The organism is Flavobacterium sp. N2550, assembly GCF_025947265.1.
GTDB classification, from domain to species: domain Bacteria; phylum Bacteroidota; class Bacteroidia; order Flavobacteriales; family Flavobacteriaceae; genus Flavobacterium; species Flavobacterium endophyticum.
Genome location: NZ_CP110007.1, coordinates 2,735,392 through 2,754,924, shown reverse-complemented (window position 1 = coordinate 2,754,924; position 19,533 = coordinate 2,735,392). Strand labels below are relative to the sequence as shown.

Annotated in this window: 16 protein-coding genes and 3 tRNA genes; 10 read left to right on the top strand and 9 right to left on the bottom strand. The window is 36.4% G+C overall.

Features of this window, described 5'->3' with window-relative positions:
• Nucleotides 1-59: 59 nt before the first annotated feature.
• From OLM56_RS12170 to OLM56_RS12160, 3 genes are all read right to left on the bottom strand, one after another.
• Entirely contained in the window at nt 60-653 is a 594-nt protein-coding gene (locus OLM56_RS12170) for a PolC-type DNA polymerase III (RefSeq protein WP_182494443.1), read from the bottom strand.
• A gap of 2 nt (nt 654-655) precedes the next feature.
• Complete coding sequence (locus OLM56_RS12165; protein ID WP_182494444.1) at nt 656-2,572, bottom strand: DUF294 nucleotidyltransferase-like domain-containing protein; 1,917 nt, start codon at nt 2,570-2,572, stop codon at nt 656-658.
• Between the two features lie 91 nt (nt 2,573-2,663).
• Nucleotides 2,664-3,530 carry an EamA/RhaT family transporter gene (locus OLM56_RS12160; RefSeq protein ID WP_264527144.1) on the bottom strand — a complete coding sequence of 289 codons (867 nt, stop codon included), beginning with the start codon at nt 3,528-3,530 and terminating at the stop codon, nt 2,664-2,666.
• A gap of 175 nt (nt 3,531-3,705) precedes the next feature.
• Here OLM56_RS12160 and OLM56_RS12155 point away from each other — a divergent pair, with 175 nt between their 5' ends.
• The 3 genes from OLM56_RS12155 (at nt 3,706) to OLM56_RS12145 (ending at nt 5,523) form a co-directional block, all read left to right on the top strand.
• Nucleotides 3,706-4,212 carry a DUF2911 domain-containing protein gene (locus OLM56_RS12155; RefSeq protein ID WP_121377230.1) on the top strand — a complete coding sequence of 169 codons (507 nt, stop codon included), beginning with the start codon at nt 3,706-3,708 and terminating at the stop codon, nt 4,210-4,212.
• Between the two features lie 119 nt (nt 4,213-4,331).
• A complete protein-coding gene (locus tag OLM56_RS12150) occupies nt 4,332-5,225 on the top strand; it encodes a J domain-containing protein (RefSeq protein ID WP_264527143.1) in 894 nt (297 codons plus the stop codon).
• Between the two features lie 10 nt (nt 5,226-5,235).
• Nucleotides 5,236-5,523 carry a chaperone modulator CbpM gene (locus OLM56_RS12145; RefSeq protein WP_264527142.1) on the top strand — a complete coding sequence of 96 codons (288 nt, stop codon included), beginning with the start codon at nt 5,236-5,238 and terminating at the stop codon, nt 5,521-5,523.
• 398 nt (nt 5,524-5,921) lie between these two features.
• On the opposite strand, the gene OLM56_RS12140 is transcribed toward OLM56_RS12145, so the two are convergent.
• Both OLM56_RS12140 and OLM56_RS12135 read right to left on the bottom strand, forming a co-directional pair.
• Complete coding sequence (locus OLM56_RS12140; RefSeq protein ID WP_264527141.1) at nt 5,922-6,230, bottom strand: hypothetical protein; 309 nt, start codon at nt 6,228-6,230, stop codon at nt 5,922-5,924.
• 12 nt (nt 6,231-6,242) lie between these two features.
• The gene (locus OLM56_RS12135; protein ID WP_121377030.1) at nt 6,243-7,706 is read right to left on the bottom strand and encodes a glycoside hydrolase family 130 protein; all 1,464 of its coding nucleotides are present in this window, start codon (nt 7,704-7,706) and stop codon (nt 6,243-6,245) included.
• 271 nt (nt 7,707-7,977) lie between these two features.
• On the opposite strand from OLM56_RS12135, the gene OLM56_RS12130 reads away from it, so the two are divergent.
• Nucleotides 7,978-8,613, top strand: a complete 636-nt coding sequence (locus OLM56_RS12130) for a hypothetical protein (protein WP_182494450.1) — start codon at nt 7,978-7,980, stop codon at nt 8,611-8,613.
• Nucleotides 8,614-8,616: 3 nt separating this feature from the next.
• On the opposite strand, the gene OLM56_RS12125 is transcribed toward OLM56_RS12130, so the two are convergent.
• Both OLM56_RS12125 and OLM56_RS12120 read right to left on the bottom strand, forming a co-directional pair.
• Complete coding sequence (locus tag OLM56_RS12125) at nt 8,617-9,165, bottom strand: GNAT family N-acetyltransferase (protein ID WP_264527140.1); 549 nt, start codon at nt 9,163-9,165, stop codon at nt 8,617-8,619.
• Between the two features lie 13 nt (nt 9,166-9,178).
• Nucleotides 9,179-10,024 carry an NAD(P)H-hydrate dehydratase gene (locus tag OLM56_RS12120; protein WP_264527139.1) on the bottom strand — a complete coding sequence of 282 codons (846 nt, stop codon included), beginning with the start codon at nt 10,022-10,024 and terminating at the stop codon, nt 9,179-9,181.
• Nucleotides 10,025-10,283: 259 nt separating this feature from the next.
• Here OLM56_RS12120 and OLM56_RS12115 point away from each other — a divergent pair.
• The 5 genes from OLM56_RS12115 (at nt 10,284) to OLM56_RS12095 (ending at nt 12,755) form a co-directional block, all read left to right on the top strand.
• Nucleotides 10,284-10,367: transfer RNA gene (locus tag OLM56_RS12115), tRNA-Ser, on the top strand.
• A 13-nt stretch (nt 10,368-10,380) separates the two neighbouring features.
• Nucleotides 10,381-10,455 (top strand) — tRNA-Pro (locus tag OLM56_RS12110).
• A gap of 31 nt (nt 10,456-10,486) precedes the next feature.
• Nucleotides 10,487-10,560: transfer RNA gene (locus OLM56_RS12105), tRNA-Arg, on the top strand.
• 154 nt (nt 10,561-10,714) lie between these two features.
• Nucleotides 10,715-11,893 carry an acetyl-CoA C-acyltransferase gene (locus OLM56_RS12100; RefSeq protein ID WP_182494453.1) on the top strand — a complete coding sequence of 393 codons (1,179 nt, stop codon included), beginning with the start codon at nt 10,715-10,717 and terminating at the stop codon, nt 11,891-11,893.
• 100 nt (nt 11,894-11,993) lie between these two features.
• Nucleotides 11,994-12,755, top strand: a complete 762-nt coding sequence (locus OLM56_RS12095) for a C40 family peptidase (protein ID WP_121377025.1) — start codon at nt 11,994-11,996, stop codon at nt 12,753-12,755.
• A gap of 52 nt (nt 12,756-12,807) precedes the next feature.
• On the opposite strand, the gene OLM56_RS12090 is transcribed toward OLM56_RS12095, so the two are convergent.
• Both OLM56_RS12090 and gyrA read right to left on the bottom strand, forming a co-directional pair.
• On the bottom strand, nt 12,808-14,082 hold the full coding sequence (locus OLM56_RS12090; protein WP_264527138.1) for a tetratricopeptide repeat protein: 1,275 nt from the start codon (nt 14,080-14,082) through the stop codon (nt 12,808-12,810).
• A 24-nt stretch (nt 14,083-14,106) separates the two neighbouring features.
• Nucleotides 14,107-16,647, bottom strand: a complete 2,541-nt coding sequence (gene gyrA, locus OLM56_RS12085) for a DNA gyrase subunit A (protein ID WP_264527137.1) — start codon at nt 16,645-16,647, stop codon at nt 14,107-14,109.
• 261 nt (nt 16,648-16,908) lie between these two features.
• Here gyrA and OLM56_RS12080 point away from each other — a divergent pair, with 261 nt between their 5' ends.
• Nucleotides 16,909-19,455: an ATP-dependent Clp protease ATP-binding subunit gene (locus OLM56_RS12080; protein WP_121377022.1), complete on the top strand. Its 2,547-nt coding sequence runs from the start codon at nt 16,909-16,911 to the stop codon at nt 19,453-19,455.
• The last annotated feature ends 78 nt before the right edge of the window (nt 19,456-19,533 follow it).

The following is a 19,533-nucleotide window of genomic DNA, read 5'->3' as shown; positions in this document are numbered from 1 at the left end:
ATTTGGCCAAAAGCAAGGCACAAAATATAGTTCATGAAATAGAAGAAATTTAAAAAAAATTATAGCCCTAAGCGTTGTTTTAATCTTTGGAATAATAGCGAAATAATAAAAGCATCGCCAGAAGCAGTATGCCTATCGCTTTTAGAAATCTTAAACGACGCACTCAGTTCATCTAAGCTAAACTGCTTGTCGTCTGGCAATTGCTTCCATTTGTGGAACATGACTTCTACATCTAATGCTTCATTTTTAAGCTTTCCGCAATGCAGCTTTTCTAAAGCTTGGTTGATCATCGCAATATCGAAATGAATGCGATGTCCGACCAAAACAGCATTGCCTAAATAATTGACAAAGGCTTCAATGGCTTCTGCTTCTGAATGTTTTTCTTCAGGACTACCTTTTAAGATTCCGTTTTTTATGGCTACTTCGGGATTGAACTTTTCTTGAAAGATTAGTGCCTCAAAACTGTCTTTGACCACTATAGAATTATTCTCAATTCCCACAGCTCCGATAGAAAGGATAACGTCTTTTTCTACATCCAAGCCCGTAGTTTCTGTACTGAAAGCCACAAATCTTCTGGACTTATTCTCAAATTTTCCGAGATAGTCTTTCCAGAATTGCGGGTAATCTTTATTTATTTTTAACCAATCCAGCATAATTATGAGAAATAGGTGAGCTTGAATCGGCTCTTTATCAATTCTTGAACTTCTTTTATAGGGATAAAACAATTCTTCAGCTTTACCTTATCAGTTTTTGAAAGCTCTTCCAGATTTATAAACTGTCCTGAACTGTCATTTTTCAAGCCTTCTACTGTCCTGAACTCGGAAAGTGTCAGAAAGGCCTCGGCACAATTAAGAAACAGCTCGGAGTTTCTAGGATCGGCAATTGCCAATTGCTTGAAGCGCATATAGGTGTTATTGATGCCTTTTATATTCTGATGTAAGATAAGCAGACGGCCCGCATCAATCAGCGGCATTAAGGCTCTGGTTTTGATATCAAAAGTGTCTTTATTTTCGCCCCCTTCTTCAACTAAAAACTGACGGAAGAATCCTAGCGGTGGCGGTTTTTTCAAGGCATCATTTCCTAAATAGTCAAAGAAAAGTTTGTTTCCTTTTACATTTTTAAAGATAATTTCTGTAATAGCTTCTTCGATAGAAGTTTCTCCGAAAGCTATTTCATAATCAAAGAAAATACTATTTATAGCTTCGCTATTTTCACCTGGAGTATTAATCCAATTGTTGTATTGTTTTATCCAGTCTGTCAATGATTTACACCACATCATATTACTCGCTACAGAACCATCTGGGCTTAAGAAATAACCTACTTTTTCTAAAGTAGAAGTAGTCCTTCTAGCCAGACGTAAAAAGTAATCTTTTACATCTCTGTATTTATCTTGAGCAACGTCTTCAAAAACTAGAAAGCTGTCTTGGTCGGTCAATAAAAGCTGTTCTTTTCTTCCTTGGCTTCCGATACTCAGCCACGCAAATCGGGCAGGAGGGGAGCCCATTTCCAAAATGGCAAGATCAATTGCGCGTCTTGTAATAGCCGTGTTAATCTCTCCGGAAATATTCATGATATGAGAAAGCGGAATGTCTTTGGTAATCGAAGTCTGTATCAGTTCTGATAATTTTTCGCGGATACGCTTCAAATCTTTAGCGGATTGAGCACGCTTGACTTCTTTGATCAATACGCCTGGGTTGTTCGCTTGGGCCACGACCAAATCATTTTCTGAGATGATTCCTCGAACCGAAGATCGATCCGAACCATCTTCTGTCACGCATAGGTAATCCACATTATACTTGAGCATGTATAATTGCGCTTCTGCTAAAGAAAGGTCTTCTGGAACTGTAATTACAGGCGAAGTCATGATCTTAGAAGCTGTCGTCGTGATCTGAAAATGTCCTGTAGCGATTTTAGAACGCAAGTCTTTGTCCGTCACAATGCCTATTGGAAAACCGTCGCTTGTGATAATGACGCTGCCAATCATCTTATCAGTCATCATTTGGGCAATATCTCTTACAATTGCTTCTGGAGCAGCAGTAATTGGTTCTTTAGAATAATGAATGGATTGGAAATATTGTATGTCGGCCTGCTGTTCCTTATAAATAATATTTTCAGAAATCAATTTACCACGGTGTTCCTTGTCGTAAGGATTTCTCGTATTGGATGCGAAGCTCTCTAGCAAAAAGCTCAGCACATCAGGATTTGCCGTCACATAAGGCTGGAAAATATGAATCGGAATTGCATAAACAATACTTTCTTCACGGGCTTTAGCCGTCATGAGATAGTTATTCTTTGCAAAAAACGGACGCAAGCCCAAAATATCACCTTCGTCACATTTATCGATCAAAGTTTCTTCTGCATCGGAAGTGACAGAAAGTCCGATAGCGCCTGAGGCGACAATATAAAAACTATCATGGCAAACATCGCCTATCTGAAAAAGAATCTTGTTTTTTTCCAGATAAAGCACGCGTACCTCTGTAGCGATATGCAATAGTTCTTGATAATTTAAGCTGTTGAAAGGCGGATAATTCTTGAGAAAGTCGACAATCCTTTCCGCAATCGGGTTTTTCATAAAATCTTGTTAGCTAGATGATAGTAAAAATAAACTTTATTCCGATTCTTTGCAATAAAAGAAGTTTAAAAATACTGCAATTATTCGCAAATCACGATGCCTGTAATTGCGACAGAGTTATGAAGACTATTGACGCCAAAGCTAGGATGATACCGATGTAGTTTTTCAGGGAGACTTTTTCTTTAAAAGCTATGATTCCGACTAAGCTTCCCAAAACGATTACGCCTAAATTCATGGCTGCGAAAACAGTGGAAGGATTTTCAGCAAATTCCTTATGCGCCTTGAGATAAAACAAAATATTGCCAAAATTTAGTATTCCTAAAAATGCTCCGATAATTAAATTTTGTATACGTATTTTATTCTTTTTGATTACAATGGAATAAACCGAAAAGCATAAGGCCAAGACTAAGGCACCGCAAAAGACTACAAATAGGGAAGTGGTGTACGGAATATTTTTTTGCAAGGCAATTTGCTTGAACAAGATGTCAATAATCCCGAAACCGAGCAAGACTAATACAGGGAAAATCCATTTGTTTTCTTGAGAATCCGTATTGTTTTTTTTAGATAATGTCAAAAATATGGCAGGAAAACCGATGACAAGACCGATCAATTTCAGATTGCTAAAGTCTTCTCTAAAAATGAAATAGGCCGCCAGGATGGGTATGAATAAGGACATTCTCTGTGCAATATCGGTCTTGACAATTCCGATATGCTTTATAGAAGTAGCCAGGAGCAAAAATACTGTAGGCAGTAAAATAGCCAATCCAATGTATATCTTCCAAGGGGAGCTACTGCCAATAGCTGAAACATCTGGATTAAATGTAAAATAACACAAGAAAAGCGCAAAAAGATAATTTACGGCTATGACCTGTACGATATCAAAAGAATATCTTTTTGAAAATTTAAGCAGGGCGCCGACAGAAACACTACAAATGATGCTTAAGACAATATAGAACATTTCCTTACCTTTTTATTTGCAAAAATAGAGAGAAGGTTTTTATTATGTCCAAAAACATATTATTTTCTGTGTTAAAATTCTTAAAAGAATTATAATAGAAAATTAGACAAACACTACTTTAAGTATCTTTACTTACCAAAAATCATAACAAATTAACAATCAACACAAAATGACCATGAAATTACAAAGAAAAATCGGAGTATTTTTAGTAGCAGTATTCATGACTGCTTTTGCACATGCTCAAGAAAAAAAGGCGAGTCCTGCTGAAACAGTGACAGGAAAAATTAACGGCGCTACGATTACAATTACTTACGGAAGCCCGTCAGTAAAAGGAAGAGCTATCTGGGGAGAACTTGTTCCTTATGGCGAAGTATGGCGTGCCGGAGCGAATGAAGCTACTACATTTGAAACAGATAAGGAAATCACTATAGAAGGAAAAAAATTGCCAGCAGGAAAATATGCTTTTTTCGTAATTCCTGAAAAAGACGCGGCGACAATCATTTTCAATAAAGAATGGAAACAATGGGGCGCTTATAAAATGGATGCGAAGCAAGAGCAGTTGAGAGTAAAAGTGACTCCTAAAAAATCGGCTTCGCTGACAGAAAAACTTACTTATAAAATCAACAAGGACAATGTCACCCTAAGCTGGGAAAACTGGGATATTCCTGTAAAAGTAAAATAGATTTTTCAATACTTAATTTAACTTGAAACACTGTTCGAAAGGGCAGTGTTTTTTTATGTAACGATGTTGCGATAGTGCTTATTATTTCTTAAATTTATGAAGCATAATAATTGATAACTATGGCATTTATAGACTATTACAGCGTATTGGAAATTGATAAAAAGGCAAGCATTGACGAAATCAAAAAAGCGTATCGAAAATTAGCGCGAAAATACCATCCTGATTTAAATCCGAATGATGCAGATGCCAATAAAAAGTTCCAGCAGATTAATGAAGCCAACGAAGTTTTAAGCGATCCTGAAAAGAGAAAAAAATATGACGCTTATGGCGAAAACTGGCAGCATGCTGAAGAATATGAAAAAGCAAGGCAGTCGCAATCGCAATATCAAGATGGCGGAAGCTCGTTCTCTGATTATGGTGATGCTTCGTTTGGAGGCGCTGATTTTTCTGATTTTTTTGAATCTATGTTTGGTGGAAAACGAGGTGGTAGCAGGCAACAGATGGGATTTAAAGGTCAGGATTATAATGCAGAATTACATTTAAAACTGAGAGATATAACCCAAACGCACAAACAGACCATTACCGTAAACGGAAAAAATCTAAGGATCACGGTTCCTGCTGGTATAGCCGACGGCCAAGTTATCAAATTGAAAGGGCATGGAGGACCAGGAGCAAACAATGGTCCCGCTGGAGATTTGTATATTACGTTTCGAATCGAGGAAGATGCAGAATTCAAGCGGCTTAATAATGATCTTTATAAAACAATCAGCTTAGATATTTTTACAGCAATTTTGGGAGGCGAGATTACAGTAGAAACGATGGATGGCAAAGTAAAATTAAAGGTACCGCCTGAAACGCAGAACGGAACCAAGGTTCGATTAAAGAATAAAGGGATAGCGGTTTATAAGAAAGAAGGTTCTTTTGGAGATTTGATTATATCGTATGACATAAAAATACCTACAAATCTATCGGAAAAACAAAAAGAAGCCTTTACCGAATTGTCGAAACTTTAAGCTGAAGAAAATGAAAATAGAAAGAATCACCATATCAGACTATTGTAACCATTATAAGATCGAGACCACATTTATTGACATTCTTGATGAAATGGGAATCATTCAATTTGAGAATAGAAATAATGAGAAATTCTTAGATACTGAAAAGTTGCACGATTTAGATCGCTGCAGGCAATTGTATTATGAGTTGCATATAAATCCGGAAGGAATTGACGCAATTTTAAATCTGCTGCAGAAACAGCAAGAACTTCAAAATCAAATTCAAGATTTAAAAAACAGATTGCGACTGCATGAATAATTATTTACGCTTCCTAAAATATTTTGGAACATAGAATAAAAGAAATATGACCAAGAGTATAAATAAGTATTCCATAATAAGCTTTTAGCAGTGCAAATATAGATGATTATAGTTAGCCTCAATATATTCTTGATTTAGAAACTAAGTAGTAGGCTATTTTACGCAATTTATTATTTTACATAATATAAATTATAGTTCAAATTATATACAACTTTTAAAGAGTGATTTTATGCATAATCTCGATATAACTTTCTGAGCAATATACTTTCTCTGTTCCAAAGTATATAATCGCTTTGCCATCTTCATCTTCACATATGTGCTTAATCTTATCGATAAAAACCAAACATCGTTTGCTGTCAGATGTACGAACAATCAAATAATTTTCCATATCCAAATTATCATTTAATCCATGTATTAAAAAGAATTAAGCAAGCTATGATAAATACCACAATACCAGTGACTATTAGTTTTGAATTTTCTGTAACAACGTCAGACTTTTTTCTAAAAATTAAAGAATGAATAATCATAAAAAATATCCAGGCGATTATCGCAATTAAAATATATATGCCGTAAAATAAATCTGTTAAATCATATCCGCCGCCGCCGCCAATACTGTTAGTATTTCCTTCAATAAAAGGAATACTAGCAAGGATGACAATGGGAACAATCAATAAAAACAATTTTACATAGAAACTTTTTGTGTTCATAAGAAATATGTATCAGCCTCCACTAACAAGCCTTTCGAGCAACAAGTCCAAATTTACAGTGGCAAATCCAGAACTATGGTCTGATAACCCATAAGGAATTATCAGGTCATTATTATGTATAATAGAACCGCAAGAATAGACTACATTAGGCACATAACCTTCTCGTTCATCGGGATTTGGCATAATCAAAGGCTCTTTTAATCGTCCGATTTCTTTTTCTGGATTGTTGATGTCTAATAATGATGCGCCAATACAATAACGACGCATTGGTCCAACAGCATGAGTCATGATAAGCCAGCCGTATTTGGTCTCTATTGGAGAACCGCAGTTTCCTATTTGTACCAATTCCCACGGATATTCAGGACTTTGTATTTTTATCGGATTTTCCCAGATATTAATATGGTCAGAATACATCAAATAATTATTCCAGCCGTCAATGCGCGAAAGCATTGCATATTTACCGTTAATTTTCCTCGGAAACAGCGCTAGATTTTTGTTTTTTGCACCCGATCCATTTAGCGGACTGGTCTTGAAATCATAAAAATCATATGTCTGTAGCAATTTTGGCATAATATGATGCCCATCGTAAGCAGTATAGGTACAGTAATAGATAACTGTTCCGTTCTCTTTTTCAAATTTTACAAAACGAGCATCTTCAATTCCGTTACTTTCAAAGTCAGAAATTGGAAAAATAACCCTGTCGCTGATGTCTGTATCTTTTGAAAAGCTGATTTTTCGATAGCTGTCAGATAACGCCAGAATCATATTATACTGCGTGATTATCTTTTCTTCCTTTGTTTTTTCTTTCGCTTCAATAACGACTTTTTTCAGGCTCTCATAATCAAAACGTTCTCCAAGCTTTTCGTCTACATCTTTCAAAAAATCATTATTAATATCGGCCTCTTGTGCTTTTTTCAGGAAAAGTTTTTTGTTATACACCATATTGTGGATTTTTTCGGCCTCATCAATATAATTACCTGCTGGAATTACAGAGATATTGCTGAATTTATCAATCATGGCGCGACGAAATACCACAGAAGAAACATGCCCCTCTCCCACTGCCCTAAAGCTTATTAATACCCGAAGCTGTCCTTCTTCGAGATTGCTTTGGTCAGGATCTGGAACGATAGACGGATTAAAGAAAGCGGCTGATTCAATAGAATACTCATGAGTAAAATAGGACCCTACCAGTAGTTTTGTATATTCATCAAGCTTTTCATAATTTCCTCCAGCCTTTTCTATATAAGCTTTGACCTTATCACAATGCTTGAGCAATTTTTTGGTAATATTTCTGTGTCTTTTTGAAAAGTCTTGTAATAAAGGCGATATGAGCCCAAAAACCGTTTCATTATCTAACTGTAATATCTTTTTAATCAGCTCTACAGCGCGCTCTTCGCCATTGAAAAAATATCGTGCGATGACACGTCCAGAGTCAGGATATACTTTTATAGGTTTACGTTCGACGGACAATCTCATAGGCAGTATTTAAAAGGATTTGAATGAATTTTATTGGAATTTTATCTGATTAGTAAAAAAGATAAAATAATTTTTCACTCTAAAATACGATTTTAAATCTACATACGAAGGAACTCAAATGCTAAAATTAACCAAAATCAGCAGGCAAATTTAGATTCACCTTTTAAAATTTCATAAGTTGCGCCTTTATTTTATCCATTAGGTCATTAAAATTCAAAAGTTTTTTAATTTTAGCATGAATTTTGTAGAAACTGTCTATCAAAAAGAGTCCATGAAATCTATTGCATTACTATTTATAATCTTTTTTTCTTTCCAGATGTATTCTCAGGTTGACTATAATAAGTCGATTTCGATTCCGTCTTCCAATACCAATACAACTATTTCTGTTCCTGCGGTAGATCCTAATTATGGCGTAACAATTCCAAAATCATTACCTAAATCTGATAAATATAAGGTTGGAGAATCAAAAGGTGTCAACTTTGGACAAGGCGGCGAAGAGTTTGGAAATCCAGGAGAGAAATATGAAAAAGAGCTTAATAAAAAGCAAGGCGGTGAATCGCAATCGGTTGTGAAAGGGAACCAGTTTTTTGGAGAATTTAAAAATAACGGAGATTTGGTAAATATAAAATTCCGTGACCACGAATATCCTGATGGCGATATGATAAAGATTTCTGTAAACGATGTCGTAGTCGTCTCTTCAGTTACCTTGTATTCTCAATTTCAAGTATTGGATTTGCCATTAAAGCCTGGTTTTAATAAAATTGATTTTGAAGCCCTCAACCAAGGAACATCCGGTCCAAATACAGCAGAGTTTCATGTCTTTGATGACAAAGGAAAACTTGTAGCCGCTAATCGTTGGAATCTGGCAACAGGCTTTAAAGCTACCGTCATTATCATAAAAGAATAGCTTTTATCTAGCAAGCCATTCTCTTCGTAAAAGGGCGTATTGGAATTCGCTTCCCCAACTTCCTTTGAAGAAGATATTTTCAATAAAATGACCTTCTTGACGGAATCCGAGGCTTTCTAACAAGCTTATTGAAGCTATATTTTCAGCATCGACGGTTTCTACAATTCTATGGATGTTCTTTCCTGCAAAAAGGAAATCCATTATCCCAGAAAACGCTTCTTTTGCATAGCCTTTTTTCTGATGAAGGTGAGAAATGGTCATCCCTACTTCGGCTATTCGTTCGTCAGAACCGTTTAGTTTTATGGCGCAATCACCGATTAGCTTGCCCGTTTCTTTGTTTTCGATAGCATATTGGACCCATTCGCCAGGTTTGCCAAATAGTTTGTCTTCTTGTCTTGCTATAAATTCTGATGCTTCTGAAAGCGTCATCACGTCAAAACCTTGGTATTTGGTGACTTCAGGATTTGATCGATACGTATGAAAGTCATTTAAGTCTGCTTGCGTAAGATTCCGAATATGCAGCTTTTCAGTATGTATTGATAGTTTTTCCATTTTCCATAAATAGTTATGGCCTCAAAGATAGAAAAGCCTTTCCTAAATTTTCAATTATATCTGAAGCAATAAAAGCTTCATAGCCCATTACTTTTGAAGCTATATCTGCCGTCAATCCATGAATATAAACGCCAAGAATTGCTGCGTCAACTGGTTCATAGCCTTGAGCCAAAAAGCTCGTGATGATTCCGGAAAGTGCATCGCCACTCCCTGCCGTTGCCAAGGCTTGGTTTCCTGTTGCATTTTTATAAATGGTATGGCCTGCAACAATCATTGTTTGAGCCCCTTTTACTACAATAATTATCTTTTTAGATAGAGAAAATTCTATGGCTTTTTCTATTTTCTCATCTTCGGATTTCCAGCTGCCAAGTAATCTTTGAAGTTCTTTTAAATGCGGTGTCAGGATTGTTTTTTCTGGGACATAATCAAACCATTCTTGATTTTTTGAGATGATATTAATTCCGTCAGCATCAATAAGCAGCGGTTTCTTGTTGCTTTTTAAAAACTGAAGGAAAGTCTTTTGAGTTTCTTTTTCTTGCCCCATTCCCATACCGATGGCAATAGCATCTGGTTCTAGGTCAAATTCAACTGATGCTATATATTTTTCAGCACTATCAGTCATAACCATTGCCTCAGGAAATGAAGTCTGAAGAATTTCATAACCGCATTTTGGAATAAAAGCTGTGACCAAGCCACATCCTGATTTCAAGCATGATTTAGATGCCAAGACTATAGCCCCTATTTTTCCGTAACTTCCGCCAATAATCAAAGCATGCCCTTGTGTTCCTTTATGAGCTTCTGCCTGAACCGACTTATAGCGTTCAAGAATTTCTTTTTTATTTATAAAAATTGTGTCCATTAGATTTTTTTGATAGCAATCCAGCTTTTGTAGAGTAAAGATACAAATACTGAAGCGATACATTTTAAGAAAATAACACTGGAAAAGTTTCAATAAGTAGCAAAAGCCATCCAAAAATCGTTTTTCTATATGACTGACTGTTAATGTTTTTAATTTTTTATGCAAAAAAAAGATAAAAAAACTGACGAAATAGTTGGTATTTATAGAATGATAAGTTACATTTGCAACCGCAAAAAAGGATAAGTTCTTTGTAATTTCAGGAGAGGTGCCAGAGTGGTAATGGAGCAGATTGCTAATCTGTCGACGAGCAATCGTCGCCAGGGTTCGAGTCCCTGTCTCTCCGCTTTTTTTGTTTTCGGGGTGTAGCGTAGCCCGGTTATCGCGCCTGCTTTGGGAGCAGGAGGCCGCAGGTTCGAATCCTGCCACCCCGACAGAACTTTCTCAGAAAGTTATTGAAATAATGGACGCATAGCTCAGCTGGATAGAGCACCTGCCTTCTAAGCAGGCGGTCGAAGGTTCGAATCCTTCTGCGTTCACAAAAAGCCTTGTTATTCATTTAGCAAGGCTTTTTTGTTTTTATCCACTTTTCTTCTTTCCTGCTTTAGTTAATTTTGAATTTAATTCAAAAATGCATTTCTGATTATTCAAAAAATAATTAAATTCGCAAAATAAACAAAGAACTAAACAATTATGAATAAAAAAGTTGTAATCGTATCTGCTGCCAGAACCCCGATTGGAAGTTTTATGGGAGCTCTTTCAACTGTTAGTGCTCCTCAACTTGGAGCTGTTGCAATCAAAGGCGCTTTAGACAAAATAAATCTAGACCCAAAACTTGTTGATGAAGTTTATATGGGTAACGTTGTACAAGCGGGTGTTGGACAAGCTCCAGCGCGCCAGGCGGCACTATTTGCGGGATTGCCTAATACAGTTATTGCTACAACTGTAAATAAAGTATGTGCTTCAGGAATGAAAGCAGTTATGATGGGCGCTCAAGCTATTATTAGCGGTGATGCAGAAATTATTGTAGCTGGTGGAATGGAAAACATGAGCTTGATTCCACATTATGTTCACTTGAGAAACGGATACAAATTTGGTCCAGCTTCAATGGTTGATGGGATGCAGAAAGACGGTTTGACAGATGCTTATGACAATAATGCCATGGGTGTTTGTGCCGATTTATGTGCTACTGAGTATAAAATTTCAAGAGAAGAACAAGATAATTTTGCAATCCAATCGTATGAGCGTTCTGCAAAAGCTTGGGAAGCAGGGAAATTTGACAATGAAGTTGTTCCGGTTCCTGTGCCTCAAAGAAAAGGTGACCCGATCATGGTTACCAAAGATGAAGAATATACTAATGTTAAGCTAGATAAAATCCCAACCCTAAATGCTGTTTTCACAAAAGACGGAACTGTAACTGCAGCCAATGCCTCTACGATCAATGATGGTGCTGGAGCTGTTGTCTTGATGAGTGAAGAAAAAGCGAAATCTTTAGGATTAACGCCATTGGCTTATATTAAAAGTTATGCTGATGCGGCACAAGAACCAAAATGGTTTACAACTGCACCGGCAAAAGCATTGCCTAAAGCATTAGACAAAGCAGGAATTACGATCCAAGATGTAGATTTTTTCGAATTTAATGAAGCTTTTTCTGTTGTAGGACTGGCAAATGCTAAAATCCTTGGATTAGAGAACGATAAAGTAAACGTTAATGGTGGTGCTGTTTCCCTTGGGCATCCTCTAGGATGTTCTGGCGTTAGAATTATCATTACGTTGCTAAATGTATTAGAGCAAAATAATGCTAAGATTGGTGCTGCTGCAATCTGCAATGGCGGCGGCGGTGCTTCTGCAATAGTGATTGAGAGAGCTTAAGAAAAAAGCACAATTATATTCTATAATGATGGATTTTGGATTTAAATGATTTCGTATCTTTAAAATCCGAAATTCATCATTTAATTTAAAGCAAACCCTAATGTTTGGAATTTGTAATTTAGCCATTATACCTTTAAGATTTGAACCTAGCGACAGAAGCGAAATTGTATCCCAAGTGCTTTTTGGCGAACATTTTAGGATTTTGGAAAAAAACAAGCAATGGTCAAAAATTCAGCTACATTATGATGATTATGAAGGCTGGGTAGACGAAAAACAATTCCAGGCTATTTCTGAATCCGACTACAATCTGTTATGTAATGATGCCATAATACTCAATGCTGACCTGATTGAATATGTAAATTCTCCTAATAATTTATTGATGCCGATTCCACTTGGAGCATCACTTTCCTTTCTCAGCAATGCAGGAATTAACAAAGGCAATCTTGATTTTGAAGGAATGAAAATTAGCGGTATCAAGCCGAAAAACAACCTGATCAATACAGCATTCATGTATCTCAACGCTCCCTATCTTTGGGGCGGAAAGACACCTTTTGGAATTGACTGTTCTGGACTAACGCAGATGGTTTATAAATTAAACGGATATAAGCTCATGCGGGATGCCTCTCAACAAGCAACTCAAGGAGAAGCTCTAAGCTTTATTGAAGAAAGCGAACCTGGAGATTTGGCCTTTTTTGATAATGAAGAAGGGAAAATTATTCATGTAGGAATCATAATGGATGATAATTATATCATCCACGCTAGCGGCAAAGTCAGGATTGACAGGCTGGATCATCTAGGAATTTATAATGCGGAAACTAATAGACATACTCACAAACTGAGAGTCATCAAAAAAATAATATAAAAAAAACCGAAGTATTAAACTTCGGTTTTTTTATTCTTGTTGCTATCTCAAATTAATTATTTTTCGCTGCTTTCAGTGCTTTAGCTTCTGAAGTCATTTCAAGATAATTGTATACGTTAAGTAATGTTTTATAAACATCCTCATTCTTTGGATTTAGCTTATTTGCTTTTTCCAAGTATGGCAAGGTGCTTTTAAAAATTTCCTCTCTTTTTGCTTTTAATACTTCATATCTTTTATTGTCTTTTTGCGAAGTGCCTAATTTGTTTATTTCTTCAACAATTGCAGTGTCGCTTTCTAATTTGAGTACAGAAAGATTTAAATAAGCATCGACATAATTCGGATCTAACTCAATGGTTTTTTTGTAATATTTTTCAGCTTCAGCATTTTCTTTAGCTTGAGCCGAAAGAACACCAAGATTGTAAAACAAAACTGGATCGGTTGGTTTTTTTTCAATAATTTCTCCAACTAACTTTTTATAGTTAGCAACATCATTACTTTTTAAATATAAATCCGCTTGAGTCATTGTAAGGGAAATATCATCAGGATTCGCTGCTCTTGCATCAGTAAGAGCCTTTTTAGCTGCATCAACATCACCTTTGTTGTTGTAGATCAAGGCGATATTTCTGTAAATCTCTCCTCTTTTTGATGGTTCTTTTTCTGTTTTTGGCGCTTCATGCGTTCCAAGTTTTACCATCTTGTCTCTTTCAGCCGCAGTCTTAAAGTTTTGGTATTCACCATTAGCTTTACTTTTAGCTGAATAGATTGTTGCTTTTCCAGAGTAGTTTATTTTTTTTAGCTCGTCATAGTATTTAAGAGCAGTGTCATACTCTTGACCGTTTACGGCACTTGACGCAGCATAATAAAGATAAAGCGTATCTTTTTTGTCTAACAAATAAGTTTCATATAGCTTCTCAGCTCCTTCTTTAAATCTTTTTTGCTTATTATCGTCAATTGCCATATTGATTAATTGATTTTTCACTTTTGCAAGTGACGCTTCAGCTTCTTTTGTATATTTTGACTTTTTAGAAGCCTGTTCTGTAGCAATCAGTTGATTGTATGATTTTGCTGCTTGTACAAGATTATTGCCTTCATCGACTCTTTTCTCAGCAAGGCCTAGATAAGCATTTCCTTTTAAGAAATAAAATTGCGCTTTTTGAGATTCGTCAGCATTAGAAATAAGACTTTCTGCTTTCTCTAATGAGGTTTTTGCTTCAGCAGGATTTCCATTTTTCAAGGCTTTTTCTGCAGCCTTCATCTCGTCTTTTTGAGCAAAGGACATGCCCGAAATTAGAAAAGCTGATGCCAGCAATAGATATTTACTTTTCATATTTTTCAATTTTTAGGTTATGGTTTATTCTTCAGTGTTTTCTGTTTCTTCGGCTACATCTCCGTCAGCAGATGCTTCAAGAGTACTATCTCCTTCTACATCGTCTACTATTTCTTCTATAGCTTCTTCTTCACGAATAACTTTTGTTACTGCAGCGATAGAGTCATTCCCTTTAATATTGATTAATCTAACACCTTGAGTCGCTCTACCCATAACACGCAGGTCAGAAACCTCCATACGAATAGTTAATCCAGATTTATTAATGATCATCAAATCATCAGCATCAGTAACGTTGTTTATAGAAATCAGTTCTCCCGTCTTATCAGTAATACTTAGTGTTTTTACACCTTTACCACCTCTATTCGTAATTCTATAGTCATCTAAAGAAGAACGTTTTCCGTAACCGTTTTCAGAAACCACCAAGATTTCGCTTTCCATATCATTTACAGAAACCATACCAATAACTTCATCTTTGTCGTCTCTTAATGTAATTCCTCGAACTCCAGAAGCACTTCTTCCCATCGGACGTGTTTTTCCTTCTTCGAAACGGACCAACTTACCAGACTTCACAGCAATCAAGATTTGGCTTTCACCATTCGTCAATTTTGCTTCTAGCAACTCATCGTCTTCTTTAATCGTAATTGCGGCAATACCGTTTACTCTCGGGCGAGAATATTGCTCTAATAAAGTTTTCTTGACCTGACCTTGTTTCGTAGCCATGATTACATAATGTGAATTGATGTAGTCTTGGTTTTTCAAATCTTGTGTACAGATAAAAGCTTTTACTTTATCATCATTCTCAATATTGATAAGGTTTTGGATTGCTCTTCCTTTAGATGTTTTTGTTCCTTCAGGAATTTCATAGACTCTCATCCAGAAACATTTTCCTTTTTGAGTAAAGAACATCATATATTGGTGGTTAGTAGCTACGAAAAGATGCTCTAAGAAATCTTGATCTCTTGTTGCCACTCCTTTTTGGCCTACTCCTCCTCTATTTTGTGTCTTGTATTCAGAAAGATTGGTTCTTTTGATATAACCAGCATGAGAAATCGTAATTACTACGTTTTCATCAGCAATCAAATCTTCAATACTAACATCACCTCCTGCGTATTCAATTGTAGAACGACGAGCATCGCCGTATTTCTCTTTGATTTCAGTTAATTCTTCTTTGATAAGAGCCATTCTCAAGTCTTTGCTTGCTAATAATTCTTTCAAATGCGTAATCAACTTCATAATTTCTTCGTATTCTGCACGCAATTTGTCTTGCTCAAGACCGGTAAGCTGTCTCAAACGCATTTCGACAATTGCTTTCGCCTGGATTTCAGAAAGATTGAATCTTTCGATTAATTTTTCCTTAGCCTGGTCAGTATTGCTTGAAGAACGAATCAATTGGATTACTTCGTCAATATTGTCAGAAGCAATAATCAATCCTTCTAAAATGTGCGCTCTTTCTTCTGCTTTACGCAATTCATATTGAGCTCTGCGGACTACAACTTCGTGACGGTGCTCTACGAAATGATGGATCAAATCTTTTAAGTTCAGCATCTGCGGCCTTCCATTTACTAGCGCAATATTATTTACGCTGAAAGAAGACTGCAATTGCGTGAATTTATAAAGCGTATTCAATACCACGTTCGGTACTGCATCACGTTTTAAGATATAAACGATACGCATTCCGTTTCTATCCGATTCGTCACGGATATTGGAAATACCTTCAATTTTCTTTTCATTCACCAAGTCAGCTGTCTTTTTGATCATGTCTGCCTTATTGACTTGGTACGGAATTTCAGTCACAACGATACATTCTCTTCCATCAACTTCTTCGAAGCCGACTTTAGCACGCATCACGATTCTTCCTCTTCCTGTCTTGAATGCTTCACGAACGCCTTCATATCCATAAATAATCCCTCCAGTTGGAAAATCCGGAGCTTTGATATGATTCATCAGTTCGTCAATCTCGATATCATTATTGTCGATGTACGCTAAAGTTCCATCAACAACTTCTGTCAGGTTGTGCGGTGCCATATTGGTTGCCATACCTACAGCAATACCAGAAGCACCATTTATTAATAAAGTAGGGACTTTTGTAGGCATGACCTTTGGTTCTTCCAAAGTATCATCAAAGTTCAATTGAAAATCAACTGTCTCTTTGTCAATATCTGCCATTATTTCCTCTGCAATCTTGCGCATTCTAGCTTCCGTATAACGCATCGCTGCAGGACTGTCGCCATCTACAGAACCAAAGTTACCTTGGCCGTCTACTAAAAGGTAGCGCAAACTCCATTCTTGAGCCATACGGACCATCGCATCATAAACCGATGTATCGCCGTGTGGGTGATATTTTCCTAAAACTTCTCCAACAATTCTTGCGGATTTTTTGTGTGCTCTATTAGAAAAAACTCCTAATTCATACATACCATAAAGTACTCTTCTATGTACGGGTTTCAAACCATCTCTAACATCAGGAAGCGCTCTGGAAACAATTACCGACATCGAATAATCGATGTAAGATGATTTCATTTCGTCTTCAATGTTAATAGGAATCAACTTTTCTCCTTCAGACATAAGTATTTATATTAAAAAATTAAATTTGTTTCAAAACGTGCCAATATACGCATTTCAGAACTTTTTCATCGCATTTTTTAACACTAATTTCAGTGATTTATCAACATAAAAAAGCCACTTTGTAGTTGATAAATAAATTTTCAGATATTTTTTTATTTCTGAGTATTTTTTTGTCACTTAGCTGTCAGTACTTATGTCAGGGTATGATTTTTGTATTTACTCAACAAATTCACTAAATTTACAAGACCAATATTTTATATTATGGATGATAATTTTTCACCAAGAGTAAAAGATGTAATCACTTACAGTAAAGAAGAGGCGCTCCGTTTGGGCCATGACTTTATTGGAACGGAACATCTAATGTTGGGGATATTAAGAGATGGTAACGGTAAAGCAATAAATATACTGAATAATTTATCAATAGATTTAGAGCATTTGCGCAGAAAAGTCGAAATATTAAGCCCTGCAAACCCTAATGTTGAAGCCAGTAATGAAAAAAAGAACCTTCATTTGACCCGTCAGGCGGAAAGAGCCTTGAAGACGACTTATCTTGAAGCTAAAGTTTTCCAGAGCCCTTCTATTAGTACCGCACACCTATTATTGTGCATTTTGAGAAACGAAAATGATCCCACAACCAAGCTACTAAATAAGATGAAAATCGACTATGATGTAGCTAAAGAACAATACTTGAATATGACACCAAACAGCGAAGAAGAATTTTTGAATGACTTGCCAAAAAACGAATCTTATAATGATGATTCAGGACAAGATGACAGCTTAAAAGAAGGTGCTTTCAATACGCCGGCGAGCAAATCCAACAAAAAATCAAAAACTCCGGTTCTTGATAATTTTGGACGTGATTTGACTGAAATGGCAGAAGAAGGAAAACTAGATCCTGTTGTTGGACGTGAGAAAGAAATCGAGCGTGTTTCGCAGATTTTAAGCCGTAGAAAAAAGAACAACCCTCTTTTGATTGGAGAGCCTGGAGTTGGTAAATCTGCAATTGCAGAAGGACTTGCTTTGAGAATCATCCAAAAGAAAGTATCTCGTATATTATTCAACAAACGCGTCGTAACACTTGACCTGGCAAGCTTAGTTGCCGGAACAAAATACCGCGGTCAGTTTGAAGAACGTATGAAAGCCGTGATGAATGAATTAGAAAAGAATGACGATATTATTCTTTTTATTGATGAGATTCATACTATTGTTGGCGCTGGCGGTGCTACAGGATCGCTTGATGCCTCTAACATGTTCAAGCCGGCTTTGGCAAGAGGCGAAATCCAATGTATTGGAGCGACTACGCTTGATGAGTACCGTCAATATATCGAGAAAGATGGCGCTTTAGAAAGACGTTTTCAAAAAGTTATCGTAGAACCGACTTCGGTTGCAGAAACGATTACGATTTTGAACAACATCAAAAACAAATACGAAGATCATCACAACGTGACTTATACTGATGAAGCTATTGAAGCTTGTGTGAAGTTGACTGACAGATATATGTCAGAGCGTTTTCTTCCGGACAAAGCGATTGATGCGTTGGACGAAGCGGGCTCTCGTGTTCACATTACAAATATCGATGTTCCAAAACAAATTTTGGATTTAGAACGTCAGTTGGAAGAAGTGCGCGAATTGAAAAATACTGTTGTCAAAAAGCAGAAATATGAAGAAGCTGCCAAGCTTCGCGATGATGAAAAGCGTATCGAAAAAGACTTGGCAATCGCACAAGAACAATGGGAGGAAGATTCTAAAAATAACCGCATCCAAGTAACCGAAGATAATGTTGCTGATGTTGTTTCTATGATGTCTGGAATTCCTGTAAACCGAATTGCTCAGACTGAAAGTAATAAGTTAGCTAAATTACCAGAACTTATTGAAAATAAAGTAATTGGACAAAAAGAAGCGGTATTAAAAATAGCTCGTTCTATCCAAAGAAATCGTGCAGGGTTGAAAGACCCTAACCGTCCGATTGGTTCTTTTATTTTCTTAGGACAGACAGGTGTCGGTAAAACACAATTAGCTAAAGTCTTGGCTAAAGAATTGTTTGATTCTGAAGATGCTTTGGTTCGTATCGACATGAGTGAATACATGGAGAAATTCGCTATCTCTAGATTAGTTGGAGCGCCTCCGGGATACGTTGGTTATGAAGAAGGTGGTCAATTGACAGAAAAAGTGCGTAGAAAGCCTTATTGTGTTGTACTTTTAGATGAGATCGAAAAAGCACATCCTGATGTTTTCAACATGATGCTTCAAGTTTTAGACGATGGATTCTTAACGGACAGCTTAGGTCGCAAAATCGATTTTAAAAATACGATCATCATCATGACATCAAATGTCGGTGCGCGTCAATTAAAGGATTTCGGACAAGGCGTTGGTTTTGGAACCGCCGCTAAAATTTCTCAAACTGATGAGAATTCTAAGAGTATTATTGAAAATGCTTTGAAAAAAGCTTTTGCTCCAGAATTCTTGAATAGAATTGACGACGTTATCGTATTCAATGCTCTTGAAAAGGAACACATCGATTTGATTATCGAAATCGAATTGAAAAAACTATATGCAAGAATCGCTGAATTAGGCTATAACCTAGAATTGTCTGACAAAGCCAAGGCGTTTATTGCTGAGAAAGGTTTCGACAAACAATTTGGAGCTAGACCTTTGAAAAGAGCGATTCAGAAATATGTTGAAGATGCGCTTGCAGAAGAAATTATCACTTCTAAAATAAGCAGCGGCGACCTGATCTTTATGGATTTGGACGACACTTCTCAAGAACTTACAGTTGAAGTCAAAAAAGCTGAAAAACCTACTAATTAAGTAGGTTTTTCTTTTTATAATAATTACGAAAATTTATTATTTCATTCTAAAATAAGTAGTACTTTAGTTTATTGTTTC